This window comes from Bacteroides celer (genome assembly GCF_002632415.2).
In the GTDB taxonomy this organism is placed as follows: Bacteria; Bacteroidota; Bacteroidia; order Bacteroidales; family Bacteroidaceae; genus Bacteroides.
On record NZ_CP178209.1, the window covers coordinates 1,461,625 to 1,486,864 of the forward strand.

The following is a 25,240-nucleotide window of genomic DNA, read 5'->3' on the forward strand; positions in this document are numbered from 1 at the left end:
TTTCCTATTTTTTGAATCTTTATAACGCAAATCGCATGTGCTAAAATTTATTTGTAGTTTTGCTTTTTTCGAATAAATTCGGCTGTTAAACTAGCTCATAGTAATTATTAAAAAAGTTGATGAAGAAAGAAGATTTAATTTCGTTTATGAAAAAAATCGCTGCCGAGTTGCAGCGAAGGGGAAATTTAGGGACTGCTCATGTGTACCGGAGCAGTTTGAATGCAATCCGCACCTTTCTGGGTTCGGACAAGATGCCGTTCCGGCAACTGACGCCCGAATGGTTGAAGCGTTTTGAGAACAGTCTGCGGGAACGTGGATGCAGTTGGAACACAGTGTCTACTTATCTGCGCACCTTGCGGGCGGTCTATAACCGTGCGGTCAGCCAGCGGAAAGCGACGTATGTGCCTCATTTATTCCGTTCGGTTTACACGGGTACAAGGGCAGACCGTCAGCGGGCATTGGACAATGAGGACATGAAGAAAGTGTTCACCCGTCTGGCTACACAATCCTCCGCCACTACTGCCATGCGCACTGCACAGGATTGGTTTATCCTGATGTTCCTGCTCCGCGGATTGCCGTTCGTCGATCTGGCTTATCTACGCAAGAATGATTTGAAGGAGAATGTTATCACGTATCGACGCAGAAAGACAGGCCGCACATTGTCCGTGACATTGACAACGGAAGCGATGTTTCTGTTGCAGCGGTATATGAATCGGGATGTCGTTTCTCCCTATCTGTTTCCCATCCTGCGGAGTGGTGAGGGAACGGAAGAGGCATATCGGGAATATCAGTTGGTATTGCGGGGATTCAATCACCAGCTGGCTTTGTTGGGTGAACTGTTGGGAATCAAAGGCAAGTTAAGTTCTTATACTGCCCGCCATACATGGGCTACGACTGCTTATTATTGCGAGATTCATCCGGGAGTGATCTCCGAAGCGATGGGACATTCGTCCATCACGGTGACAGAAACCTACCTGAAACCATTCCACAGCAAGAAAATAGATGATGCGAACAGGAGGATTATTGATTTTGTAGAGCGGTCGATAGGGAAAGCAATCGCTTGATAAATAAGGCGTTACTTCGTAGGTAACGGGATTTTGAATATGCAGCAAAAGTATGCATATTTACTAAAATAAGCAAACGGAAACAAACATTATTTCTAACAAATAGTTCCAAAAGGGAAATAACACGAGCAAAACATATTACTTCTTTGCATTAGAGCTTCATCGACATCTAAAATTTGCAAAAGACATTCTCCCCCTACCATTCTCCTGAAAAGCAGGGGCGGAGAGTTTGATTACTATTTTTTATTTTCCATGTATCATTTACCTTGCAACAGGCGTAAACAAAGGTTTTTCCGTTACCTACGAAGTAACGGGACGTACTCAAATTATTAACTAAAGCAACAAAACAATGAAGAAATTCAGACATTACGCCTTACTACTGGTTACGGCAATGGCAGTATTCGGTTGTTCAAAAGACTATGACGACACCGAATTGAAGCAGGACATTAGCGATCTTCAGTCAAGAGTGGAAAAGTTGGAAACGTGGTGCACCACCGTCAATGGGCAAATCAGTGCCCTGCAAGGTTTGGTCACCGCGTTGGAAGCGAAAGACTACGTGACAGGAGTTTCACCCGTGACCAATGGTTACACTATCAATTTCAGCAAGAGCGAATCCATCACCATCTACAACGGCAAGGATGGAGCCAAAGGAGCGGACGGTGTGACTCCTGTTATCGGAGTAGACAAATTCGAAGGAGAGTATTACTGGACGGTAAAGATTGGTACTACTGCCGCCACTTGGATGCTCGATGCCGATGGCAAGAAGATTCGCACCACTGGCGATAAGGGTGTGGACGGAAGCGCAGGTATAAACGGTCAGTCTCCCGTATTAAGCGTAGTTACAGACACCGATGGTAAAGTTTATTGGAAAGTAAACGGTGAATGGCTGTTGAACAGCGGAAAGAAAGTACAAGCCACAGGTGATAAAGGCGACAAGGGTGAAACAGGTTCAGCAGGTGCTGCCGGAGCAGACGGTGCACAAGGCGATGCCGTATTTGCCGCAGACGGTGTAACGGTAGACAAAACCAAAGGCACGGTGACCTTTACCCTTGCAGGTGAAGACGGTGCAACATTTACCCTGCCTATGGCAAGCGAAATGAAGATATTTAAAGAGTTTACTGACTGTATGGTGCGCCCAGCGATGAAGACTCTAACACTTGATTTGAACTTGAAACAGGACGAATACACAGCTATTAAAGCTGAACTCACCAGCAGTAAAGGCATGACGACAGCTATCGTAAAAGCCACTCGTGCCGCAGCCGGTAGTCCGTGGGGTGTAACACTCAAAGAGCCAACATTCAATGCTGATAAGTCGATTAAAGAGAACGCCGTAGTTACCTTCGACTTCCCTACCGATGTAGCCGAAGACGAATTTGCCCTACTGAAAGTAACAGTAATTGATACCAAAGGGCAGGAGCATGCTGCTACACGTATCATCGTATATAGTACGAAAGTAGCTGTGGAAAGTGTAACACTTAATCAGGTCACAATTGATGTCAATGTAGGTGACGAAGCGAATTTAATAGCTACCATCACACCTGCCGACGCTACTACTCAAACTCTAAAGTGGGAAAGTAGTGATGATGAGATTGTAACCGTAGATGCAGCTGGAAAAGTGACGGGGGTTAAGGTTGGTTCTGCAACTATCACTGTTACTTCTACAGCCGATGCTACTAAGACTGCTACTTGCACCGTGACCGTGAAGAGCGTTGCCGTGACTGGTGTTACGCTTGAGGGAGACAAAGCCATAGCCATAGGTGAAACGGTAAAGCTCACTGCTACTATTGCCCCAGCCAATGCTACGAATAAAAAAATTATATGGAACAGCAGTAACCCAGAGATTGCTTCTATTGGCACTGATGGTACAATAGAAGGTAAAGCCGCAGGTGAAACAACCGTTACTGTAACTACCGAAGATGGAAGTAAAACTGCTACTTGCAAAGTGGAAGTAACGAGCATACCTTTAAAGGCTTATAATGTCGGAGATTATTATCCTGATGCGGACGATTCAAGCACTGCTGTAGGTGTAGTATTTAAAATTACTAATGGAGGCGTTCATGGTAAAGTCATATCATTGGATGAGACTACCGCACAGTGGAGTACGGTGAATCACTATTTCACAATAAATGATTATAATGATGGTGCTGCAAATACCAAGATAATAATGGAACAAGCAGAGGCTGATACGAAATATCCTGCCGCAGCATGGTGTGTAGCCAAAGGTGTAGGATGGTATTTGCCTGCTAAAGGTGAATTGACTGGATTTGGCAACATTTGGTATGCGAATCCAACAACTTATAATACGAAATTTACCAATGCAGGTGGAACAGCCATAAATTTAGATACGTTTAAGAATTACTATTGGACTTCCAATACTGATTCTGGCAGCGATTCAGCTATTTCCTTTAATGGTGGTGGTAGTTCAACTTCTGGTAAACCGAGTTACAAAGTGCGTGCTTGCTATGCTTATTAACTTTAATTCAATCAATAGCGCCAATGAATTAAGCAAAATTTAATATCCAGCAAGCTGAAACCTACTAAGTTTCAGCTTGCTTCGTTTAAAACCTTTATGACTTTAGTAAATGAAACATCAGAAACAATTAATCCGGATAATCAGCCTAAATCCAATTAGAATATCCTACTTTTGTACACTGAATTAAATAAGGAACAAAATGAGGACAAAAGACTGGAAAGCAATAAATAATGCCAAAGTGCTGGTAGTGGGTGAAGATTCTAATTTACAATGGTCGGAGACTGTGCCTGAATATGTAATGTTTGCCGATTACTACTTCCGTGGCTTTCCCGAAGATCATGGTGAACGCAGCCGTAATGTAGAGGCGCGCAACCTTTTCAATTATATCATCAAACTGACGGGTAACCAAATGACTCCCGAAGATTTCTATATCACCAATCTATGCAATGATAACTTGGAACCTGCCCCCAAAGGAAAGAGGGTTCTCATACCCGAAGATAAAGCTCTGAAAGGAATTGAACACATCGAATGGATTTTATCACAGAATCCCACCATCGAATATGTGTTTGCCATGTCGTTGCAAACCAATTACTGGCTTCAGAAAGGCGGGTTCTACGAAGGTAGTGCCGAGTTTCTATCAGCTGCCGAACCCCGGCGCACAGGAACTGAAAACTATCAGCCTTTTTACCAACCGGTAGACGGCAAAGCATTTATCCAAGTCTGTGGTAATTGTTATGATGCCAAAAACTTTGCGGTGAAAGTGATTCCCATCCTTCCCGCTAAAGATTTTCCTTTATCCGAGCAGAACATGGAGCGATACGGGGAAGCTTGCAAAAAGGTGAGTAGCTATTTTAAATAAAGGAGGAGACGGGAATACATATTATAAATAAGGTGTTCTCTTCTTCTTTCCATATTCAGCTTTTTTGTCTCTTATTTTCCTTTTCTCTCTTTCCTTTTTCCTCTCTTTTTCCTTTTTCTATTCTCTCTCTCTTTTTCTATTTTGTTCCTGTTTACCTTTTCTTTTTTTCGCATTCCGAAAATCCTTTTTCGGAAACATAGTGAAAAAGAAAAAATCAGTAGTAAATTTTAAAAGGCAGAAATATTTCTTTGATTTTGTATAGAACAAAAGAAAATAATTTCCCACTTTTGTAGCTGCAATAGGGGATAGGCGCCCTGTGGGATGTCTACTTTCTGGAAAAAGGATGAATGAAAACAGAATACTTCTTGCGTTAAAATCAGAAAAAAGTTTTCCGTTTTGGAAAACTTTCTGTATCAGCGAGAAAGAAAAGTTTCCCGAAATTTAATGTTAAAAGCTAACCAAGCTATTAGATAATCTTCTATCTTTGTATCCGGTTTCGGAGCTAAAAAGAGGTTTAGTCAATGAGGGAACGCTGTGTAAATCGGCGACAGTACCCGCTGCTGTAATTCTCTAAGAATCCGCACAATAAGCCACTGCATCGATGGCGGTGTGGGAAGGTGTTGCGAGGGAGGGATAAGTCAGAAGACCTGCCGGAATTTTTTAATTTTCAATTTTTAATTTAATAAGCTTTCGGGAGTTAAAGTTATGAACTACGCGGAAATTTGTATCATCAAACGTGATGGTAAAAGAGAAGATTTCTCTATCAGTAAGATCAAGAATGCAATCAGTAAGGCATTCAGTGCAACCGGTTTTCAGGATGAGCAGCAGTTGGTGGCTGACATCACTATGAACGTAATCAGTCAGTTTACTACTCCTACTATTACCGTAGAAGAGATTCAAGATTTAGTAGAAAAGTCGTTGATGAAAGTACGCCCGGAAGTAGCGAAGAAATATATTATTTATCGCGAATGGCGGAATACGGAGCGCGATAAGAAAACCCAGATGAAGCAAGTGATGGACGGCATCGTTGCCATCGACAAGAACGATGTCAACTTGAGCAATGCCAACATGAGCAGTCACACGCCTGCCGGACAGATGATGACATTCGCTTCCGAAGTAACCAAAGATTATACGTATAAATACCTGTTGCCGAAACGTTTTGCCGAAGCACACCAGTTGGGAGATATTCACATTCACGACTTGGATTATTATCCGACAAAGACGACAACTTGTATCCAATATGATATGGACGACCTCTTTGAACGTGGTTTCCGCACAAAGAACGGTAGTATTCGTACCCCGCAAAGCATCCAGAGTTATGCTACGCTGGCTACCATTATCTTCCAGACCAACCAGAATGAGCAGCATGGCGGACAGGCGATTCCTGCTTTTGATTTCTTCATGGCAAAAGGTGTGGCCAAATCTTTCCGTAAGCATCTGGCATCGTTCATCAATTTCTATGTCGCCATGGAAAACGGAAATCAGGCCGATGAGAAATCCATCCGCACATTGATTAAAGAATATCTTCCGTCTATCAAGGCTACCGAAGCCGAACGCGAAACATTGCGCATTGCTTTGATAGCTTTACAAATCATTATAGATAAGGAACACCTTGCCCGTATCGTTGAGAAAGCTTATCAGCAGACTCGCAAAGATACCCATCAGGCCATGGAAGGATTTATCCACAACCTGAACACGATGCATTCACGCGGCGGTAATCAGGTGGTATTCAGCTCCATCAACTACGGTACGGACACTTCTGCCGAAGGTCGCATGGTGATCGAAGAATTGCTGAAAGCTACCATTGAAGGATTGGGCACAAGAGGCGAAGTACCTGTATTCCCGATTCAGATTTTCAAGGTGAAAGACGGAGTTTCTTACTCGGAGAAAGACTTTGAGAAAGCAATGAAAGCGGGAAATATCGAAGAGGCAATGACCGACCGTTACGAGGCTCCCAACTTCGACTTGCTGTTGAAGGCTTGCCAGACTACGGCGAAAGCATTGTTCCCGAACTTCATGTTCCTCGACGCACCTTTCAACCAGAACGAGAAATGGAGAGCAGACGATCCGAAACGTTACGTCTACGAATTGGCGACGATGGGTTGCCGCACCCGTGTATTTGAAAACGTGGCAGGAGAAAAATCTTCTTTAGGTCGTGGCAATCTTTCGTTCACTACACTGAATATGCCGAGACTGGCGATCGAAGCCCGCATCAAGGCGGAAAACCTGATAGAGGATGAACGCAACAAGGATGCCATTGAACAGAAGGCAAAAGAAATTTTCATCGAATCCGTACATACTATGTCGGTTCTTGTAGCCGATCAGCTTTATGAGCGTTATCAGTATCAGCGTACGGCCCTGGCACGTCAGTTCCCGTTCATGATGGGAAATAATGTGTGGAAGGGTGGTGGTGAGCTGAACCCGAACGAGCAGGTGGGGGATGCATTGCGCAGCGGCACGCTGGGTATCGGATTTATCGGCGGACACAATGCGATGGTGGCTCTCTACGGACAAGGTCACGGACACAACCAGAAAGCATGGGACACGCTGTATGAAGCTGTGATGGAAATGAATAAAGTGGTAAACGAATATAAAGAAAAATATAACCTGAACTACTCCGTTCTGGCTACTCCTGCCGAAGGACTTTCGGGACGTTTCACCAAAATGGATCGTCGGAAATATGGAAAAATCCCCGGAGTGACAGACCGCGACTATTATGTCAACTCTTTCCACGTAGATGTGAAAGAACCGATCAGCATCGTTGAGAAAATCAAGCGTGAAGCTCCGTTCCACGCCATTACGCGCGGCGGACATATCACGTATGTAGAACTGGACGGTGAAGCACAGAAGAATGTACGTGCCATCGCCAAGATTGTGAAAGTGATGCACGACGAGGGGATTGGCTACGGCTCTATCAATCACCCGGTAGATACTTGTCATAACTGTGGTTATAAAGGGGTTATCTTCGATAAATGTCCGGTGTGCCAGAGTGAAAGCATCCTCCGTATGCGCCGTATAACTGGTTACCTGACAGGCGATTTAAGTTCCTGGAACTCTGCTAAACGGGCAGAAGAACAAGACCGCGTAAAACACCTGTAAGGAGTTGAAAATGGCCTCACTAATAGGCTTCTATCTTTAATTTTTTAATTTTCAACTTTCAATTTTCAATTTAAGAAGTGAATTTATTAGGAACTTATCCTGAAACGATTGTCGATGGTGAAGGCATCCGGTACTCTATTTATCTTGCCGGATGTTCCCATCACTGTCCCGGTTGCCACAATCCGGAGAGCTGGAATCCGGGGGCGGGGGAAGAATTGACGGAAGAAAAAATACAGTCCATCATCCGTGAAATCAAGGCAAATCCTTTGCTGGACGGTGTTACTTTTTCCGGTGGTGATCCGTTTTTCCATCCGGAGGAGTTTCTGCTTCTACTGAAACGGGTGAAAGAGGAGACGGGGATGAATGTGTGGTGCTATACAGGATATAGCTACGAAGAAATCAAGGCACAGCCCCGCTTGAGCGCTGCCCTTGATTATATAGACGTATTGGTGGACGGACGCTTCGAGCAGGCTCTTTTCTCTCCGTATCTGGAGTTCAGGGGAAGCAGCAATCAACGGATCTTGAAGCTGAAATAAACTGCACTAAAAAAACTTATTTTTCAAAGGAAACAAAAACACCTGTACCATTGTTTTGTTTACCTTTACGAAACCAAGTGACTCATTTTTCATCACAGAGTAACGCGGTGCTTTTTTTGTAGTCGGTGGTGTTTGTGTTTGCATCCCTGCGTTGCTTTATGGTGAAAAAAGAATGACTACTTACAAGAATAAGTTTTTATGGTACAATCAATAAATCCAACTCAAAAAATAGAGGAAACCGACGGATTGCCGATGCCTAAGCGTATTTGGGCGGTGGTGTCCGTCGGATTTGCTCTTTGTATGTCGGTATTGGATATTAACATCGTCAATATCGTACTACCCACGCTTTCGCATGATTTTGGGACTTCTCCCGCTGTAACCACCTGGATTATCAACGGCTATCAGCTGGCCATCGTCATATCGCTACTGTCTTTTTCCGCTTTGGGTGAAATCATCGGTTACCGGAAAGTCTTTCTTTCAGGTATCGGTCTGTTTTGCATCACTTCGTTGATTTGTGCCTTGTCCGATTCGTTTTGGACGCTAACCGTCGCCCGTATTTTTCAGGGGTTCAGTGCCTCTGCCATCACCAGCGTGAATACGGCACAGCTACGTTACATCTATCCGAAGAGCCAGATTGGGCGGGGAATGGGGATTAATGCGATGGTCGTTGCCATATCGGCTGCCGCCGGGCCTTCTGTGGCGAGCGGTATTCTTTCTATTGCCAGCTGGCACTGGTTATTTGCTATTAATGTTCCGTTAGGACTTACCGCATTGTTTCTCGGCATCAAACATCTGCCAAGGCAGGAGGAACGCTCGAAACGCAAATTCGATTATATCAGCGCCATAGCGAATGCGGTTACCTTCGGCCTGCTTATATATACGCTGGACGGATTCGCCCATCACGAGGAAATGGATTTCCTTTTCATCCAACTGGTTGTATTGGCAGTGGTAGGCACGTACTATGTGCGCCGGCAACTGACGCAAACTACTCCGTTACTGCCGCTCGACCTGTTGCGGATTCCTATTTTCCGGTTATCTATCCTGACTTCCATTTGTTCTTTTATCGCTCAAATGTCGGCAATGGTTTCCCTGCCTTTTTTCCTGCAGAACACTTTAGGACACAGTGAGGTGATGACCGGACTTTTGCTTACTCCGTGGCCGTTGGCTACGCTGGTCACGGCTCCATTGGCAGGGTATCTCGTGGAGCGTATTCACCCCGGTATACTGGGAAGTATCGGGATGGTTTTGTTTGCCATCGGGCTTTTCTCGCTTTCCAGTCTGACTGCCGAATCATCTGATATAAGTATTATCCTGCGTTTGATGTTATGCGGTGCAGGCTTCGGATTGTTTCAGACGCCAAACAACAGTACAATTATCTCTTCCGCTCCTACGCAGCGTTCGGGAGGGGCCAGTGGGATGCTGGGAATGGCCCGCCTGTTGGGACAGACCACCGGAACAACATTGGTTGCCTTGCTTTTCAGCTTTGTCACTCATAGCCGGAGCACGGCTGTTTGCCTGATGGTGGGGAGTGGGTTTGCCGTTGTGGCAGCTATCGTCAGTAGCTTGAGGCTATCACAGCCTTCCACCCTGAAAAGAAAATAATGAAGTCCTGAAAGAGGATTAAGTCTTTCAGAACTTCACAGGAACATCATACAACATATCAGTAAGTAATCATTCAAGATGAACTTGAAAGATTTGACTTTCTAGTATTTCGTTTCCCGTATGACTTCTACCAGACGGCGGAAGTCTTCCGGATGCACATCACCGATGTTTCCGATACGGAAGGTATCTGCTTTTGAAATCTTTCCCGGGTAAATCACGAATCCTTTATTTTTCAGTGCATAATAGAATGTTTTGAAGTCGAATCCTTCATGCGGATAAAGGAAAGAAGTGATGATAGGCGACTGGATGTCATCTTCGAGCAGTGTTTTGAATCCGAGTGCACGCATTCCTTCCACCAAAATACGGTGATTTTCGCAATAACGTTGGTAACGTGCTTCTACGCCTCCTTCTTCAATCAATTCGGTCAGGGCTTGTTTGAAAGCACGGACAACGTGTGTCGGTGAAGTGAAGCGCCATTTTCCGTGTCCTTTTTCCATTGTTTCCCATTGGTCGTAGATGTCCAGGGAAAGAGAGCGTGCCACTCCTTTGCAATATTTTAATTCCGAACGGCGGGCGATGATGAATCCGAATCCCGGTACACCCTGAATACACTTGTTGGAACTGCTGATTAGGAAGTCGATACCGAGTTCGTTTACATCTAAGGGGATACCTCCGAAGCTGCTCATACAGTCTACAATCAGCTTTTTACCATGCATCTTGACGATGTGGGACAGTTCTTTGATCGGATTCAGGATACCAGTCGTTGTTTCGCAATGAACGAAAGCGACATGTGTGATATCGGAGTTATTGCTAAGATAATCGTCTACATATTCAACTGATACCTGCTCTGTTTCTTCAAAAGCCAGCATGTCGTAGTCGAGATGGTAATATTCTGCAATGTTGCCCATACGGTCGCCATAGGCTCCGTTGCTACAAATCAGGAGTTTGTCTTTCGGGGTGATGGTGGCGCCTAAAACGGCCTCCACGCAATAGGTTCCGCTTCCCTGTAAAAGGATGGAAGTGTATTCTTCCGGTTTTTTAGTGGCGATGTTAACCAGGTCTTTGCGGAGTTCCTGAACAATGCCGAGGTTGTAGTCTTCGTCCCATGTACACCAGTCGGTCATCATGGCTTCTTTTACTGTTTCAGAGGTGGTTAGAGGTCCCGGAGTTAATAACAAATATGGTTTCATAATGATGTTTTCTTTAGAAATGAATAAATAAATGATTTTGTTTCTTTTCTGATTGTTGGGTGCGGGCTTGAATGTTAGTTGCCGGCGTTGATCGTTTCAATCAGTGCGGGAAGTTCTTCGATAGTGCGTATCACGTAAGAAGCTCCTGCGGCAAGCATGCGCTCTTTGACATCGGCGATGCGGGCTTCGAGTTCGGAGGCAGGCATTGATTTTGTTTCTGCTTCGGTAAGTGCCATTTCATTGCTGCCGAGAATCACGCCTACACTATACACTTTCGCGTTCACTCCTTCGAGAATATCGGCAATCGTATCACCCACTTTTATAACGGCGTCGAGGCTGGGGACTGCTAATTTCGTCAGGTTCTCAAAAATCATGTAAGGAGCGGGACGTCCGGCGGGAAGTAGGTTGGGAGTGGCGCAATAATCCACGTGGTATCCTTTTGCCTGTGCGGCGGGGAGAACTACATCCATCATTTCGCGGGTATAGCCGGTGGTCGATCCTATTTTAATACCTGCGGCACGCAATTTTTCCAAAGTTGGGATTACTCCCGGAATAGGGTCTGTGTAGTTTTCGAGAGAGGCGAAGAGATGCTTCTCGAAAAGGCGGTTTAGTTCTACCACGTCTTCTTCCGTCCAGGCGCGTTGGTAACGGGCGGTAAACTGTTCGTTCACGTCAGGCATGGAAAGTAGTTCGCGGATGTGTTGAATTTTGGGTAGTCCCATTGGTTTGCGGGTCTGTACAACATCGATTACCAGTCCTTTTTCGGCAAATGCTTCGATAAAAGCAGCCACGGGGGCAAAACATCCATAGTCAACGGCTGTACCAGCCCAGTCCATAATAATACATTCAATCTTTTTCATTCTTGTTTCTATATAATATTGGTTTATTCGTCAGAAATTAGTAAGAAGCGAGGGAGGGGACGGGGCAAGATTCGTTCCCGCGTATTTCACCCTGTTTCCCTTTTCTGTATTTTTGTGTCAGATAAATCATTGCTAAGGTGAACGCAAAGGTGCAGACGATTCCTACTGTCCCTGCCATCGTATTGTAGAATTCCAGCCAATTTAAATCCGGGTTGAAACATTCTTTCACTACCAATACCACCACTGTGCCTGTGTAGCCGATGGAATCGACCATCGCTATGAAGAAACCTACATTTCCCTTGATGCGGAAACAGGCGATGAAGCGGTCGAAGAAAATGGTTTGAAAGCTCAAGTAGGAAAAATAGAGGCAGAGGCTCTGGATAAATAACCACACGAGCGGAGAAAGTTGCAGGGTATGGTAGTTGAATGCCACAGTGCTAAGTGTGATTGCTCCCGCAATGACAAGGGTCAATAGAACGGAAAGTACTTTGATGTGGCTTTTCATCACTGCCAGGGTGGCGAAAATAGCCAGGATAATCAGTGTGACTACACCGTCCACTTTGGCGAATACCCACGGGGAAAGTCCGGCGGCATTGACGTCTATGATTTTCACCAGAAAGTCTTCCTTGACATCTTGCAAAACGGTGAGAAAGAGGTTGGCGAAGAAAAGCAGTGTCAATATGGGAGCAAAGCTGCGGAACAGGTTCCAGCGTTGTTGTTTGTTGAGAGTGACACGTTCCACACGCAGTGCTTTGTCTTCGGCAGTCGGTTTGGGCAGGTGATCGAGGATATAGCCCAGTCCTGCCAGCAAGGGCAATGCTACCGCACCGATCAGTGCAGGCATCCAGAATTCACTGACATGCAGGGTGTCGACAACGAAAAGTCCGATGGATTTGGCTGTGCCGCTACTGACTGCGATACTAAGTCCGAAAAGGGAAGCGAGCAGATCCGTCACCCGGCGTCCTTCGAGGAAGCTGAAGATGACTCCCCACATACAGCCAAGCGACAGTCCGTTGAAGAACAACGCCAACACATTGAACGGGCGGGGTAGGCATCCGAAAAGAACCAAAGAGAGTTCGGCCACTAAAATAGAAACAAGAATGAATTTCAGGCGGCCTTCTCTCTTCAGTTCGGAAATAAGTTTGATCCCGATAAACTTGGATACCATATATCCGAATATCTGGATGATGCTGGTGGCTATCTTATAGTCCATACCAAATAGTTCCATGCCGTCGAACGTGGCGGCGGTGAACGGTTTGCGTAGTGCGTAGACTAATGAATAGGATAGCAGTGCCGCTCCTCCCGCATAAAGGATAAAGAGTAAATCGGAAAGTTTCTTTTGGGCCGAAGGCGACAGTTTTTCTTTGAAATTCATAATGCTATTTTTTTTGTTTCCGGTGCAAAAGTAGGGTGTCGGAGCGAACGAAAAAATGAATTTCAATGAATCATATTGTATATATGAGCCTTTAAGTGTACTGAAATATTAATGTAATATTCATGCAATACAAACATAATACCTTAGTCATTCCTTTGCAACGGAATCAATTAACAAACCGAAAAATCATGGACGAACTTACGGATATTTATAAAAGAATAGAGTACCTGCGCAACAACGGGGTGAAGATGAAAGAAATTGCCGACCGGGTGGATATGGCTCCGAGTGTGTTGTCTGCTTTGTATTCGAGTGTGCTTCCCGCTTATATCGACTTATTGAAAACACGCACACCGGACGAGGCGCTGGATGAAGCTTTGGCACTGGTGAATAATGTTTCCAAGAAACGCTTATTAAATAATGTGGGATCGGTGAGGCTGTTGCTTCAGGAGATGGAACCGGACGTGCAGAGCGAGGCGGAGAATGGCAACTCTTTTATCAAGTTGCTGGGGAAAGAGGCGAAGGAGTCTGTGCAGGAGGTGTATAATTATAGCGGTATGTATCTTAGTTACAGTTTGTCGTCTTCTACGGATAGCTTGAAGATCGAGCCGTACATGATTTGTGCTTCCGAGAATAATGAGTATGTGAAGGTGGGGATGATTAATGCGTATAAGTCGGTGCATTGGGGGAGCGGGATTATCAGTAATCATCAGAACTCTTACCTGATGTTCAACGAAAGGGATTTGCCACAGTTTGCGCTGGTGACTATTTACCTGCAACTTCCGCATTATGAGTTTCCGAATATGCTGAAAGGGCTTTATCTCTGTCTGGACTACAATCATAATCCGATTGCGCGTCGTATTGTACTGGTGAAACAGTCGGATAGTACGGATGTTAATCAGTTTCTGGAGATGGAAGGGTGTCTGGTTCCGCGGGCGGAATTGACTCCGGAATTGGAGGTGTACTATAATTATACGTGTCAGGAGGGAGATTATATCAAAACGTGCACGGTGCCTTCACCTAAGTTGGATGAGACGGATTTGGAGAGAGAGAAGAAGATGTTGAAGATTTAAAGACAAACAACAATAAAAAAAGATCCCGGATGAAAATTGGTTTTTAAAACCTTTTTCATCCGGGATGATTCTTTTTATATGTTTTCTCTATCTTTCTATTGTTATATTCGCTAGAAGAAGAATCGCAAAATATCATTGAAGTTAGCCCATATCAACAGACCGAAGAGCAGAATCATACCGGTCATCTGGGCGTATTCCATAAACTTGTCGCTCGGTTTGCGGCGGGCTATCATCTCGTAGAAGAGGAAGAGCACGTGGCCACCGTCTAATGCGGGGATAGGGAGGATGTTCATGAAAGCCAGGATGATGGAAAGGAAGGCTGTCATATACCAGAACTGGTGCCAGTCCCAGGTAGCGGGGAAGATGCTGCCGATCGTTCCGAAGCCGCCCAGTTGTTTGGCTCCTTCTTTTGAGAAGAGGTATTTCATGTTTCCTACATAGCCTTTCAGGGTTTTCACACCGAGGGAGACACCTGCGGGGAAGGATTCAAAGAAAGCATATTCTTTTTTTACCATAGGGAGCAGACGGTCTGTGACGAGACAGGCGGTTACACCCATCAGGTAGGCGGAGTCTACACGCATACTTAGCGTGTCTGTTGCACCGTTACGCACATAAGTCAGCGTGATTAGACGCGGATCTATGCTGTCTTTGAGCAGGGTTGCTTCGTTTTTCTTACGTTCTGCCATCGCTTCTTTGAAGTCGGAGAAAGAGATCGGTGTTCCGTTCAGGGCGATGATGCTGTCACCTGCCTGGATTCCTGCTTGTGCGGCAGGAGAGTTCACCATTACGCTGTCTATAACGTACGGGAAACGGTAGGAGGCGAAGCGGACACTGTCTGCCAAGAGGCGTTGCATCAGGTCTTCCGGGATATAGACGGAGGCTTTTGCCCCGTTACGGATGACGCTTACTTCGCGTGCATCGGCAATCTGGCTCAACATGTCGCCGTCATAACGTTCGAAAGGAACACCGTCGGCAGAAAGGAGGATATCACCGTCCTGGAAACCTACCGCTTTGGCAGTCTCGTTGAATTCCATACCAAGAGGGGCTTCCTGTACCTTTATATATTGGTCGCCCCATGCAAAAAGAATCATGGAGTAGATGAACAGTGCCAACAGGAAGTTGAACAGTACGCCACCCACCATTATCAGCAGACGTTGCCACGCCGGCTTGGAACGGAACTCCCACGGTTGTTCGGGTTGTTTCATCTGTTCGGTATCCATCGACTCATCAATCATGCCGGCTATTTTGACATAACCGCCCAATGGCAACCAGCCTACTGCATACTCTGTGTCACTTTTCTTGGGTTTGAACTTAAAAAGGGTGAACCAAGGGTCAAAAAATAAGCAGAATTTTTCTACACGCACCTTAAACAAACGGGCAAAAAGAAAATGCCCGCCTTCATGAACGATAACGAGCAAGGATAAGCTCATAATCAATTGCAGGGCACGAATCAAAAATGTTTCCATATAGTCTATTTACAGTTTAAAGCCTTCAACTAATTCTCTACCGAAGAGAGGATATAAAGGCTATTTTCAATTTATATTAATACTAATCAATTTCTTTATTTTCTTTGTTCATCAATGGGATGAAGCGGATCATATCAGACTGGCTGCTATTTTCCTTGCTTCCGCATCCGTAGCTACATAATCGTCGTATGTCGGATTGGCGATGAAGGCAACCCGTTCCATTGTTTTCTCTATTACGTCGCTCATGCCGAGGAAGCTGATGCCGTCTTTCAGGAAAGAGGCTACCACTACTTCATTGGCAGCATTGACGATACAGGGCATATTCCCTCCGCGGTACATCGCTTCGTAGGCGAGTGCCAGGTTGCGGAACCGTTTCGTATCGGGTTGCTCAAACGTCAGATTCGTGCATTGGGAGAAATCGAGTCTGTCGAAAGAAGAGCTGATACGGTCGGGGTAGGAGAATGCGTACTGGATGGGCAGGCGCATATCTGGCATCCCAAGTTGTGCCTTGACAGCTCCGTCTTCAAACTGCACCATCGAGTGGATGACTGATTGCGGATGCACCACCACTTCGATCTGGCTGGGCTGAACACCGAACAACCATTTGGCTTCGATCACCTCAAAACCTTTATTCATCATGGAAGCGGAGTCGATTGTGATTTTTGCTCCCATTTCCCAGTTGGGATGTTTCAAGGCTTGCGTCTTTGTGACGGATTTCAGCTGTTCCAAGGTGCAAGTGCGGAACGGACCTCCGGAGGCTGTCAATATCACTTTCTCGATCGGGTTACCCACTTCTCCCGCTAAACACTGAAAAACAGCAGAGTGTTCAGAGTCTACCGGCAGAATCGGAGTGCGATATTGTTGTGCCAACTGATTAATCAGTTCGCCCGCTACTACCAATGTTTCTTTATTGGCCAACGCAATCGCTTTCTTGGCGCGGATGGCGTTGATGGTTGGTTTTAGTCCGGCATAACCGACCATGGCTGTCAACACCATGTCGATGGGGCCTGCTTCTACAATCTGACAGATAGCGTCTGTGCCTGCGTACACTTTGATAGGCAGGTCGCTCAATGCTTCTTTCAGTTCGGAATACCTTTCTTCGTTGGCTATCACTACCACTTCCGGCTGGAACTTCCGTGCCTGGGCAATCAGTAGTTCCACGCGGTTGTTGGCTGTCAGCGCATAGGCTTCGTACAGGTCGGGATGTTCTTCGATGACTTGCAGAGCCTGCGTCCCGATGGAGCCTGTTGAGCCTAGGATAGCTATTTGTTTTTTCTTTTTGTTAGTCTCTATATTCATTTTTCTATTATCACTTAAAATACGATGTATTTTTCGGGATTTACCGGATGACCTTTATACCAAAGTTCGAAATGGAGGTGCGGCCCTGTACTAAGTGTGCCGCTGTTTCCTACCAGAGCGATGGCTTCGCCTCCTTTCACGCGTTCACCTTCCTTTTTCAGGAGGGAGCCGCAGTGTTTATAGATTGAAATTAAATCCTGGTTATGTTGTACGCCAATCAGATAACCTGTCTCGGCGGTGTATGTACTTAGGATGACGGTCCCGTCCATGGTTGCCAATACGCTTTCGTTGGGATTGGCGGCGATGTCGGTGCCGTAATGTTTCTTCTCGGCATTGAAGTGGTCGGACACCATACCTCGTGTCGGACGGTATAAAATGAGTCCGGTCACGTCCGGTTGGGAAGTGATGGAGGTCAGGTTATATTTTTCATTCTCTTCATACTGACGGCGGAATTCTTCTTCCCGTTTGGTACGTTCCATCAGTGTGTCTTCGCGGGCAGTGGTCAGTGAATCGAGTGTCTGCACGCTGTCGATGGATACTTTTCCACTGAAGATATCCTGAATGTTCATGATGTAAAGATTCTGCTTGTTGAGCACTTGTTGTAAAGAGTCTACACGCAGGGCATTGTCCACGATTTGTGTACGGACTTCACTGTTCATGTATCCGGGGAGGTAGTTGCGCAGCGGGGTGAAGGTGATGATGCAGGAAGCGATCAGGAAAAGTACCGCCAGCACGCAAAGTAATACGGAAAGTCCATTGAGCTTGGATACGCGAAGTCCGACAATTTCTTCAAGTGTATTTTCATTAACGATCGTTAGTTTATACTTGAACTTGAAATTTTTCCAGAAAGCTTTACTTCGTCTTCTCTTTGGCATCTCGGGTATTTACTGTTTTTACGATTTACTATTTACTATTTTCAGTGGATGAGCGGCTCATCGTTTGATTCGTTCTCACCGGTCATCTTCCAATTCCTCCAGATTGAGCAACCCTTCGGGAAGTTCCACCGTGATGAGTTTCTGTTTCTGGTCTATTCCTACGATAAATTCCTCCTGGGCGGGAACGAGCAGTTCCTCTTCTTCCGCTCCTTCAACCACGAAAAGGGTGTTTACCGTAGTGGTATCTACATCTATGACTTCTCCCAGAAGTCCGTGATGGATGTCTTCCATTTGGAAACCGATGAAGAAGTTCCAGGACAGTTCGCCGTCTTCCGCTTCTTCGGCGTGTTTCACGGGGAAGTAGACTTCAATGTTGGTGAACATTCGGGCACGTTCGGCACTGTCGACTCCTTCCAGTTTCACCAAGGCGGTGGAGTCTGAACGGAAGCGGTATTCTTCGATGAAGAAAGGCACGAAAATGCCATCGAGCAGGCATATCAGGTAATCACAGTCCACACGGTCGAAAATATCGTCCGTGAAGGTAAATTGCAATTCGCCGTGGATGCCGTGCGGTTTATTGAATAATCCTATCTTGTATACTTCTTCTTTCTTTATCATATCCGGGTGATTCTAGCTCCGATAGCGTTCAGACGTCCTTCGATGTTCTGATAACCACGGTCTATCTGTTCGATGTTACTAATGGTACTGGTTCCTTCGGCGCTCATGGCGGCAATCAGAAGGGCGATACCGGCACGTATATCCGGTGAAGTCAGGCGGGCGCCGCGCAGCTTGAAGCCGTGGTTGTGTCCGATGACTACGGCGCGGTGAGGGTCGCAGAGAATGATCTGTGCACCCATGTCGATCAGCTTGTCCACAAAGAACAGGCGGCTTTCGAACATTTTCTGATGGATCAGTACGCTGCCTTTGGCTTGTGTGGCTACAACGAGCATCACACTTAGCAAGTCGGGAGTCAGTCCCGGCCAAGTGGCGTCGGCTATCGTCATGATGGAGCCGTCGATAAATGATTCTATCTGGTATGTTTCCTGTGCGGGAACGTAAATATCGTCTCCTCTTTGTTCGAGCTTGATGCCCAGACGGCGGAAGCTCTCGGGGATGATTCCAAGATTTTCGTAAGAAACATTCTTGATGGTAATTTCGCTTTTCGTCATTGCCGCCATGCCGATGAAGCTGCCCACTTCAATCATGTCGGGCAGTACGGTGTGTTGCGTGCCGTGCAGTTCTTCCACGCCTTCGATGGTGAGCAGGTTGGATGCGATACCGCTGATTTTGGCTCCCATCCGGTTGAGTAACCGGCAGAGTTGTTGCACGTAGGGTTCGCAGGCGGCATTGTAAATGGTGGTCGTACCTTTGGCAAGTACGGCTGCCATGACGATGTTGGCTGTTCCGGTGACAGATGCTTCGTCCAGTAGCATATAGCTTCCCTGAAGTCTGTCGGCCGTTATTTCGTAGATACCCCGCTCTTCGTCGTAGCGGAAGTCGGCCCCTAAATTCTGAATACCTACAAAGTGAGTGTCCAGACGGCGGCGACCGATTTTATCTCCTCCCGGCTTGGAAATCAATGCCTTGCCGAAACGTGCCACCATGGGACCTATAAGCATCACAGAGCCTCGCAGACTGGAACATTTCTTTAGGAATTCATCGCTTTCCAAATAAGCCAGGTCTACATTTTCTGCTTTAAAACTATAAGAATCAATGCCTTTCTTTGCAACCGTCACTCCCATCTCCCGCAAGAGCTGAATCAGGTTGTTGACATCAAGAATGTCAGGTATATTGTTCACCGTCACTTCCTCTGCGGTCAGCAACGTGGCACAGATTATCTGCAAAACTTCGTTTTTAGCTCCTTGCGGGTGGATTTCTCCGCTAAGCCGATGTCCTCCTTCGATTACAAATGAAGCCATTAATTTTTTTAGTATTAAGTATAAAGTGTTTTAGTATCTTCTTTTATTGTTTTGACGATTGTTGGTATAGTTCGTCTTCGGACGGTAGTTCTGATTCAGGCGTTCTGCCATCAGCCGGACGATATCGTCGGTCATTTGGAGTTCCCCGTTAGACAGTTCGTATAGGTCTTCGGCAATCTTTTTGTCGTCCACTGTATCTTTGTTCCATGCCAGGTAATCCTTTTTCATGTGGTTGCAGATAAGGGCAATCAGGTTTCTCTTTTCGTTTCCTTCAGGGAATTCGATCGCTTTTTTTATCAGTACTTCCAGCGTATGTCCGTAGTGACGGTAACGCATACGGGCAGTGGAGTAGGGGATATGGTCCGGGCGGGTCACCAGATTGTCCTTGCGGATGATTTCATACGGATAGTCAATATCCAGCTCAAAACCGGACATGATAGCCAGGTGGTCCCAAAGCTTGTGCTTGAAATCGGGTACATCACGCAAATGGGGGAACATATTTCCCATAATGTTGATGATGGTGTTGGCACAACGCTGACGTTCTGCACGATCCTGAATGGTCAACGCATAATCTACCATGTTCTGGATGCTACGTCCGTATTCGGGAAGCGGCATTCTTTTCTGTTGAGTATTGTATTGCATTTGTTAAATTAAAATTGAGAATTAAAAATTAAAAAATTAAAGAAGCTTTTTCGGCATGGAGGCAACGAATTCTTTCAGGTAGAAAGGTTCGAAGTAAGCCACGTCTTTATAGTCTTCATCGGCCACTGCTTTTTCTGCCAGTGGGAACATCATTTTAGCCAACGGATGGATATTGTCGATAAAATGTGCGTTCGGATGCGTGATCTGTTCGCGGCATTTGTCGGCTCCGTTTCCAAAGAAATAAACCGGTTGTTCGTTCAGGAACTCCAGGTAAGAGTTCTCATCTACGATGTCGGCGGCAACTGTACGTTTCACTTGTAGACGACGGTCATAGACGGCTGCATATACTTCCATGCGGCGGGCGTCGATCATCGGACAAAGCAAAGCGTTTTCGGGCAAGTCGTGATACAACAGCACCGGAACACTCAATACTTCCAGCGTCGGGATACCGATCAAGGGGATATTGCGCCCGTAACAAATTCCTTTCGCCATAGAAACCCCGATTCGGAGTCCGGTGTACGAACCCGGTCCGCAACTCACTGCAACGGCATCCAAAGGGATGGCATGACTGTCTATGAACGACAATGCTTCATCTACAAAAACTCCTAAAGACACGGCGTGTGAAGGGCCTTTCAAGTCTTCTTTCACAAAAATCGTCTGTCCGTCTTGACTGGCCGCTACCGAGCAAACAGAGGTAGAGGTTTCAATATTCAGTATACACGACATAAAAATCAGCTTATTAAATTGTCGCAAATTTACATGATTATTTCCAATTCTTAAAATATTCGTGTACTTTTGCACAAAACTTTAAGGTTATGATACAGTCTATGACAGGATACGGTAAAGCTACGGCCGAACTTCCTGATAAAAAAATAAATGTAGAAATCAAGTCGCTCAACAGCAAGGCAATGGATTTGTCCACTCGCATCGCTCCGGCGTATCGTGAAAAAGAGATTGAAATCCGTAATGAGATTTCTAAAGTTCTGGAACGTGGAAAAGCTGACTTCAGCCTGTGGATAGAGAAGAAGGAGGGTGCGGATGCTGCTCCCATCAATAAGGATGTACTGAAAAGTTATTATAGCCAGTTGGATTCGATAAGCCGCGAACTGGGGATTCCTTGTCCCGCACCGGAAGACTGGCTCCAACTATTACTCCGCATGCCGGACGTGATGACGAAAACGGAAATCCAGGAACTGACGGAAGAGGAATGGAGCATGGTGCATGCTACCATACTTGAAGCCATCAGTCATTTGGTCGATTTCCGCAAACAGGAGGGGGCTGCATTGGAAAAGAAATTCCGTGAGAAGATTGCCAACATCAACAGTTTGCTCGAACAGATTACTCCTTACGAGAAAGAACGTGTAGAGAAAGTGAAGGAACGCATCACTGATGCTCTCGAAAAGACGTTAAGCGTAGACTACGACAAGAATCGTCTGGAACAGGAACTGATTTACTACATCGAAAAACTGGATGTCAACGAGGAAAAACAACGTCTTAGCAACCATCTGAAATATTTCATCAGCACGATGGAAAGTGGTAGCGGACAGGGTAAGAAGCTTGGTTTTATCGCCCAGGAAATGGGTCGGGAGATCAATACGTTAGGCAGCAAGTCCAATCATGCTGAAATGCAGAAGATCGTAGTTCAGATGAAGGATGAACTGGAACAGATTAAGGAACAGGTACTGAACGTGATGTAAAACAGTATCTATCATTTTTAATTCTTAATTCTTCATTAAACTTATGACCGGTAAGCTAATTATTTTCTCTGCTCCGTCGGGTTCGGGCAAATCTACTATAATCAATTATCTGCTGACGCAGAATTTGAATTTAGCGTTTTCAATTTCTGCTACCAGCCGTCCTCCGCGTGGAACGGAGCAGCATGGGGTTGAATATTTCTTCCTTACGCCGGAAGAATTTCGCCAACGCATTGAGAACAACGAATTTCTGGAGTATGAGGAGGTGTATAAGGACCGTTATTACGGAACGCTGAAAGCGCAGGTAGAAAAGCAATTGGAAGCGGGTCAGAATGTGGTGTTTGACGTAGATGTGGTTGGCGGATGCAATATCAAGAAGTTTTATGGCGATCGTGCGTTGTCGGTGTTTATCCAGCCGCCTTCGGTGGAAGAATTACGCTGCCGGTTGGAAGGACGTGGAACGGATGCGCCGGAAGTGATTGAAAGTCGCATCGCTAAGGCGGAATATGAATTGGGTTTTGCTCCGCAATTCGATTGTGTGATTGTCAATGACAATTTGGAAACTGCTAAAGCGGAAGCTTTGAAAGTTATCAAAGAGTTTTTGGAACAATGAATAAGCAGAAAACCGGAATCTTCAGCGGATCATTCAATCCGATTCACATCGGACATCTTGCTCTAGCCAACTACCTTTGTGAGTATGAAGGATTAGATGAAATCTGGTTTATGGTGAGTCCGCAGAATCCTTTGAAAGCACAGGAGAAGTTATGGAATGATGAATTACGTCTCGAACTGGTAAAGTTGAGCATCAGTGACTATCCTCGTTTTCAGGCTTCAGATTTTGAGTTTCATTTGCCTCGCCCCTCATATAGCGTATATACGTTGGAGAAACTGCGTGAGGCATTTCCCGATCGCGAGTTTTATTTCATTATCGGTTCCGATAATTGGGAACGTTTTGGATATTGGTATCAGTCCGAACGTATCATTAAAGAGAATCAGATTCTTATTTACCCCCGTCCCGGCTTTCCCGTCAAAGAGGAGGAATTGCCGGAAACGGTGCGTCTCGTTCATTCTCCTGTATTTGAAATCAGTTCTACTTTTATTCGAGAAGCACTGGATGCAGGGAAAGATGTTCGATACTTTGTGCATCCAAAGGCTTGGGAGGCTATCCAGTTTACTCCGTTAATCGATGAAGAGTAATAACGATGATTTCCGCCGGAGCGCCGACACGGATTGGTAATTTGGAGGTTCCTATTCCGTTTGTTATAATCAAAGGTATTTTTGCAGAATTATATGCCAGTCCGGTGATGAAACGATTGCCATAGTGTGAGTTAAGTGCCGGGGCAACTCCGAATACACGGACTTGTCCGCCGTGGGTGTGTCCTGCCAGGGCAAGGTCGGTGTTAGCTACTGAAACATCTTCGATGTAATCCGGAGTATGAACCAGTAAGATGACAAAATCTTTGGGAGAGAGTGCCAGAGTAGGCGATACTCCGTTGCGCCCCAGATCAAAAGGATTGCGCACTCCAGCGATAATGATCTGCTGCCCGTCTTTACGAAGCGTATCTACTTCATGTTCTAACGGACGCATGCCGTAATGTTTCATTGTATTCACAATATCGTCGTGGCAACGTTCGTAGTCGTTATTGCCCATTACCCCATAAGTGCCCATCGGTGTTTTTACGCGTGCCAGTGCGGAAAACAAAGGTTCCACATATTCACAACCTTCCTGATAGTCACCACCCATTAGAAGCACATCAGCCTTTTGAGCAATCAGTAGGCGGACAAGGTCGTTCAGACCTTTTTCTTTCAGCAGACTTTTGTAGTGTAAGTCGGAAATGAAAGCGATACGGAAACCTTCAAAGGCTTCGGGAACATCGCGGTGTGTAAAGTCATATTTTACTACACGGTCCACTCCGGTATAGACAGAAGATACATCTACGCTGGAAGAAGTGATTTTTGTTCCCCGCAGTACCAGATCCGACGATTCGTGTGTATCGGTAGAAGTCTTTTCCTTTGTATTCTGCTTTTTGTTTTTGGAAACATTCAGCTCTTTGAGTTGCGAGTGGTCGGGGGAGAATAACCCGGCTATGGCATTAGCCGTATCCGGATAAATAGAATCTGAATTTAAAACAGGGCGTGGCAAGGTAGCCACCATATTCTTTTTCGACTTACAGGAAAACAACAAAAGTAATGTCAACAGGATAACAGGGTAGATTGTTTTTATTTTCTTCATCTTCTCTTAGTTTGAAGTTTTTCGGGGTGCAAAGATACGAAAAATCATGTATCTTTGTCCGTCAAAACTATTTATAATATATTAAAGTATGGAAGAAGTAAAACGTAACTCGCTACAAGCATGGATATTAGCTGCACGTCCCAAAACGCTGACAGGGGCCATAACCCCGGTTATGATCGGTACTGCTCTTGCTGCAATGGACGGACGTTTTCACTGGTTGCCTGCACTGATCTGCTGTCTGTTTGCAAGTCTGATGCAAATTGCCGCTAATTTCATCAATGACCTTTTCGACTTCCTCAAAGGAACAGACCGGGAAGACCGGTTAGGTCCCGAACGTGCTTGTGCGCAAGGATGGATTTCTCCGCAAGCGATGAAAACCGGGATTATTATTACGGTTGCTCTTGCCTGCCTTATCGGCTGTACGTTACTCTTTTTTGCCGGGTGGGAATTGATGATCGTAGGAGTGCTTTGTGTGTTATTTGCCTTTCTTTATACCACCGGTCCTTATCCTCTTTCTTACAACGGTTGGGGCGATGTATTGGTGATTGTCTTCTTCGGCTTTGTACCCGTAGGCGGAACATATTACGTACAGGCGCTAACTTGGACACCGGATGTCACTATTGCCTCTTTAATCTGCGGACTGCTTATCGATACCTTGTTGGTAGTCAATAATTATCGTGACCGCGAAGCGGATGCACGCAGTGGAAAAAGGACAGTGATCGTTCGTTTCGGCGAGAAATTCGGTCGCTATTTTTATTTGATGTTGGGGATTACTGCTTCTCTTCTCTGCCTGTGTTTCCTCCGTGAAGGTCATTTCTACGCCGCTTTTCTTCCACAACTTTATCTGATCCCTCATTTCCTTACCTGGAAACGGATGGTGAAAATATACAGCGGTAAAAAATTAAACAGCATATTAGGCGAGACTTCGCGTAATATGCTGCTTATGGGTATTCTTATTGCAATAGGAATGTTGATAAATTGAGA

Annotated in this window: 22 protein-coding genes and 1 riboswitch; of the genes, 11 read left to right on the forward strand and 11 right to left on the reverse strand. The window is 45.6% G+C overall.

Annotated elements, in window-relative coordinates; genetic code table 11:
- Positions 1-119 precede the first annotated feature (119 nt).
- The 6 genes from CJF29_RS05420 to CJF29_RS05445 all read left to right on the forward strand — a co-directional run bounded on the left by CJF29_RS05420 (position 120) and on the right by CJF29_RS05445 (position 9,633).
- Positions 120-1,064, forward strand: coding sequence for a tyrosine-type recombinase/integrase (locus CJF29_RS05420; RefSeq protein ID WP_074559073.1), 945 nt, complete (start codon positions 120-122; stop codon positions 1,062-1,064).
- A 349-nt stretch (positions 1,065-1,413) separates the two neighbouring features.
- A complete protein-coding gene (locus CJF29_RS05425) occupies positions 1,414-3,537 on the forward strand; it encodes an Ig-like domain-containing protein (protein ID WP_081352768.1) in 2,124 nt (707 codons plus the stop codon).
- A 199-nt stretch (positions 3,538-3,736) separates the two neighbouring features.
- Positions 3,737-4,396, forward strand: coding sequence for a hypothetical protein (locus CJF29_RS05430; protein ID WP_074559074.1), 660 nt, complete (start codon positions 3,737-3,739; stop codon positions 4,394-4,396).
- Between the two features lie 480 nt (positions 4,397-4,876).
- Positions 4,877-5,066, forward strand: a riboswitch (cobalamin riboswitch).
- 35 nt (positions 5,067-5,101) lie between these two features.
- Complete coding sequence (locus CJF29_RS05435; protein ID WP_074559075.1) at positions 5,102-7,495, forward strand: anaerobic ribonucleoside triphosphate reductase; 2,394 nt, start codon at positions 5,102-5,104, stop codon at positions 7,493-7,495.
- A gap of 77 nt (positions 7,496-7,572) precedes the next feature.
- A complete protein-coding gene (nrdG, locus tag CJF29_RS05440) occupies positions 7,573-8,031 on the forward strand; it encodes an anaerobic ribonucleoside-triphosphate reductase activating protein (RefSeq protein WP_074638832.1) in 459 nt (152 codons plus the stop codon).
- Between the two features lie 198 nt (positions 8,032-8,229).
- Positions 8,230-9,633, forward strand: coding sequence for an MFS transporter (locus CJF29_RS05445; RefSeq protein WP_099146379.1), 1,404 nt, complete (start codon positions 8,230-8,232; stop codon positions 9,631-9,633).
- A gap of 101 nt (positions 9,634-9,734) precedes the next feature.
- On the opposite strand, the gene CJF29_RS05450 is transcribed toward CJF29_RS05445, so the two are convergent.
- From CJF29_RS05450 to CJF29_RS05460, 3 genes are all read right to left on the reverse strand, one after another.
- Positions 9,735-10,823, reverse strand: a complete 1,089-nt coding sequence (locus CJF29_RS05450) for a 2-aminoethylphosphonate--pyruvate transaminase (protein WP_004306876.1) — start codon at positions 10,821-10,823, stop codon at positions 9,735-9,737.
- A gap of 74 nt (positions 10,824-10,897) precedes the next feature.
- Positions 10,898-11,683 carry a phosphonoacetaldehyde hydrolase gene (phnX, locus tag CJF29_RS05455; RefSeq protein ID WP_004306877.1) on the reverse strand — a complete coding sequence of 262 codons (786 nt, stop codon included), beginning with the start codon at positions 11,681-11,683 and terminating at the stop codon, positions 10,898-10,900.
- A gap of 37 nt (positions 11,684-11,720) precedes the next feature.
- The gene (locus tag CJF29_RS05460; protein WP_004296790.1) at positions 11,721-13,058 is read right to left on the reverse strand and encodes a DUF5690 family protein; all 1,338 of its coding nucleotides are present in this window, start codon (positions 13,056-13,058) and stop codon (positions 11,721-11,723) included.
- A gap of 188 nt (positions 13,059-13,246) precedes the next feature.
- Between CJF29_RS05460 and CJF29_RS05465 the strand changes: the two genes are divergently transcribed.
- On the forward strand, positions 13,247-14,128 hold the full coding sequence (locus tag CJF29_RS05465) for a hypothetical protein (protein WP_008998748.1): 882 nt from the start codon (positions 13,247-13,249) through the stop codon (positions 14,126-14,128).
- Positions 14,129-14,238: 110 nt separating this feature from the next.
- On the opposite strand, the gene rseP is transcribed toward CJF29_RS05465, so the two are convergent.
- The 7 genes from rseP to tsaB form a co-directional block, all read right to left on the reverse strand.
- Positions 14,239-15,594, reverse strand: coding sequence for an RIP metalloprotease RseP (rseP, locus tag CJF29_RS05470; RefSeq protein ID WP_004296792.1), 1,356 nt, complete (start codon positions 15,592-15,594; stop codon positions 14,239-14,241).
- A 129-nt stretch (positions 15,595-15,723) separates the two neighbouring features.
- On the reverse strand, positions 15,724-16,893 hold the full coding sequence (locus CJF29_RS05475) for a 1-deoxy-D-xylulose-5-phosphate reductoisomerase (RefSeq protein WP_074559077.1): 1,170 nt from the start codon (positions 16,891-16,893) through the stop codon (positions 15,724-15,726).
- A 14-nt stretch (positions 16,894-16,907) separates the two neighbouring features.
- Positions 16,908-17,768 carry a M23 family metallopeptidase gene (locus CJF29_RS05480; RefSeq protein WP_004296794.1) on the reverse strand — a complete coding sequence of 287 codons (861 nt, stop codon included), beginning with the start codon at positions 17,766-17,768 and terminating at the stop codon, positions 16,908-16,910.
- A gap of 75 nt (positions 17,769-17,843) precedes the next feature.
- Positions 17,844-18,386 carry a ribosome maturation factor RimM gene (rimM, locus tag CJF29_RS05485; RefSeq protein WP_004296795.1) on the reverse strand — a complete coding sequence of 181 codons (543 nt, stop codon included), beginning with the start codon at positions 18,384-18,386 and terminating at the stop codon, positions 17,844-17,846.
- Entirely contained in the window at positions 18,383-19,687 is a 1,305-nt protein-coding gene (gene murA / locus CJF29_RS05490; protein ID WP_004296796.1) for a UDP-N-acetylglucosamine 1-carboxyvinyltransferase, read from the reverse strand. Before murA ends, rimM begins: the two co-directional genes overlap by 4 nt.
- A gap of 30 nt (positions 19,688-19,717) precedes the next feature.
- Entirely contained in the window at positions 19,718-20,329 is a 612-nt protein-coding gene (locus CJF29_RS05495) for a DUF4290 domain-containing protein (protein WP_004296797.1), read from the reverse strand.
- A gap of 36 nt (positions 20,330-20,365) precedes the next feature.
- A complete protein-coding gene (tsaB, locus tag CJF29_RS05500) occupies positions 20,366-21,055 on the reverse strand; it encodes a tRNA (adenosine(37)-N6)-threonylcarbamoyltransferase complex dimerization subunit type 1 TsaB (protein ID WP_004306883.1) in 690 nt (229 codons plus the stop codon).
- Between the two features lie 89 nt (positions 21,056-21,144).
- On the opposite strand from tsaB, the gene CJF29_RS05505 reads away from it, so the two are divergent.
- From CJF29_RS05505 to nadD, 3 genes are read left to right on the forward strand one after another with little or no spacing between them, the layout of a single operon-like run.
- Positions 21,145-22,026 (forward strand): YicC/YloC family endoribonuclease, encoded by an 882-nt coding sequence (locus CJF29_RS05505; RefSeq protein WP_004296799.1) that lies wholly within the window; start codon positions 21,145-21,147, stop codon positions 22,024-22,026.
- A 43-nt stretch (positions 22,027-22,069) separates the two neighbouring features.
- Entirely contained in the window at positions 22,070-22,636 is a 567-nt protein-coding gene (gene gmk, locus CJF29_RS05510; protein WP_004306884.1) for a guanylate kinase, read from the forward strand.
- Positions 22,633-23,220: a nicotinate (nicotinamide) nucleotide adenylyltransferase gene (gene nadD / locus CJF29_RS05515; protein WP_004326037.1), complete on the forward strand. Its 588-nt coding sequence runs from the start codon at positions 22,633-22,635 to the stop codon at positions 23,218-23,220. The genes gmk and nadD overlap by 4 nt, the downstream gene beginning before the upstream one ends.
- Here the strand turns inward: nadD and CJF29_RS05520 are convergent.
- Positions 23,195-24,256, reverse strand: a complete 1,062-nt coding sequence (locus CJF29_RS05520) for a metallophosphoesterase (protein WP_074559079.1) — start codon at positions 24,254-24,256, stop codon at positions 23,195-23,197. The genes nadD and CJF29_RS05520 overlap by 26 nt on opposite strands.
- Before the next feature lie 88 nt (positions 24,257-24,344).
- Between CJF29_RS05520 and CJF29_RS05525 the strand changes: the two genes are divergently transcribed.
- Positions 24,345-25,238, forward strand: a complete 894-nt coding sequence (locus CJF29_RS05525; protein WP_099146380.1) for a 1,4-dihydroxy-2-naphthoate polyprenyltransferase — start codon at positions 24,345-24,347, stop codon at positions 25,236-25,238.
- Positions 25,239-25,240: the final 2 nt, after the last annotated feature.

What these genes read in the sequence shown, in the direction of transcription:
- CJF29_RS05420 (WP_074559073.1), top strand. Translation starts at nt 120, where the DNA reads ATGAAGAAAGAAGATTTAATTTCGTTTATGAAAAAAATCGCTGCCGAG.
- CJF29_RS05425 (WP_081352768.1), top strand. Translation starts at nt 1,414, where the DNA reads ATGAAGAAATTCAGACATTACGCCTTACTACTGGTTACGGCAATGGCA.
- CJF29_RS05430 (WP_074559074.1), top strand. Translation starts at nt 3,737, where the DNA reads ATGAGGACAAAAGACTGGAAAGCAATAAATAATGCCAAAGTGCTGGTA.
- CJF29_RS05435 (WP_074559075.1), top strand. Translation starts at nt 5,102, where the DNA reads ATGAACTACGCGGAAATTTGTATCATCAAACGTGATGGTAAAAGAGAA.
- CJF29_RS05445 (WP_099146379.1), top strand. Translation starts at nt 8,230, where the DNA reads ATGGTACAATCAATAAATCCAACTCAAAAAATAGAGGAAACCGACGGA.
- CJF29_RS05450 (WP_004306876.1), bottom strand. Translation starts at nt 10,823, where the DNA reads ATGAAACCATATTTGTTATTAACTCCGGGACCTCTAACCACCTCTGAA.
- phnX (WP_004306877.1), bottom strand. Translation starts at nt 11,683, where the DNA reads ATGAAAAAGATTGAATGTATTATTATGGACTGGGCTGGTACAGCCGTT.
- CJF29_RS05460 (WP_004296790.1), bottom strand. Translation starts at nt 13,058, where the DNA reads ATGAATTTCAAAGAAAAACTGTCGCCTTCGGCCCAAAAGAAACTTTCC.
- CJF29_RS05465 (WP_008998748.1), top strand. Translation starts at nt 13,247, where the DNA reads ATGGACGAACTTACGGATATTTATAAAAGAATAGAGTACCTGCGCAAC.
- rseP (WP_004296792.1), bottom strand. Translation starts at nt 15,594, where the DNA reads ATGGAAACATTTTTGATTCGTGCCCTGCAATTGATTATGAGCTTATCC.
- CJF29_RS05475 (WP_074559077.1), bottom strand. Translation starts at nt 16,893, where the DNA reads ATGAATATAGAGACTAACAAAAAGAAAAAACAAATAGCTATCCTAGGC.
- CJF29_RS05480 (WP_004296794.1), bottom strand. Translation starts at nt 17,768, where the DNA reads ATGCCAAAGAGAAGACGAAGTAAAGCTTTCTGGAAAAATTTCAAGTTC.
- rimM (WP_004296795.1), bottom strand. Translation starts at nt 18,386, where the DNA reads ATGATAAAGAAAGAAGAAGTATACAAGATAGGATTATTCAATAAACCG.
- murA (WP_004296796.1), bottom strand. Translation starts at nt 19,687, where the DNA reads ATGGCTTCATTTGTAATCGAAGGAGGACATCGGCTTAGCGGAGAAATC.
- CJF29_RS05495 (WP_004296797.1), bottom strand. Translation starts at nt 20,329, where the DNA reads ATGCAATACAATACTCAACAGAAAAGAATGCCGCTTCCCGAATACGGA.
- tsaB (WP_004306883.1), bottom strand. Translation starts at nt 21,055, where the DNA reads ATGTCGTGTATACTGAATATTGAAACCTCTACCTCTGTTTGCTCGGTA.
- CJF29_RS05505 (WP_004296799.1), top strand. Translation starts at nt 21,145, where the DNA reads ATGATACAGTCTATGACAGGATACGGTAAAGCTACGGCCGAACTTCCT.
- gmk (WP_004306884.1), top strand. Translation starts at nt 22,070, where the DNA reads ATGACCGGTAAGCTAATTATTTTCTCTGCTCCGTCGGGTTCGGGCAAA.
- nadD (WP_004326037.1), top strand. Translation starts at nt 22,633, where the DNA reads ATGAATAAGCAGAAAACCGGAATCTTCAGCGGATCATTCAATCCGATT.
- CJF29_RS05520 (WP_074559079.1), bottom strand. Translation starts at nt 24,256, where the DNA reads ATGAAGAAAATAAAAACAATCTACCCTGTTATCCTGTTGACATTACTT.
- CJF29_RS05525 (WP_099146380.1), top strand. Translation starts at nt 24,345, where the DNA reads ATGGAAGAAGTAAAACGTAACTCGCTACAAGCATGGATATTAGCTGCA.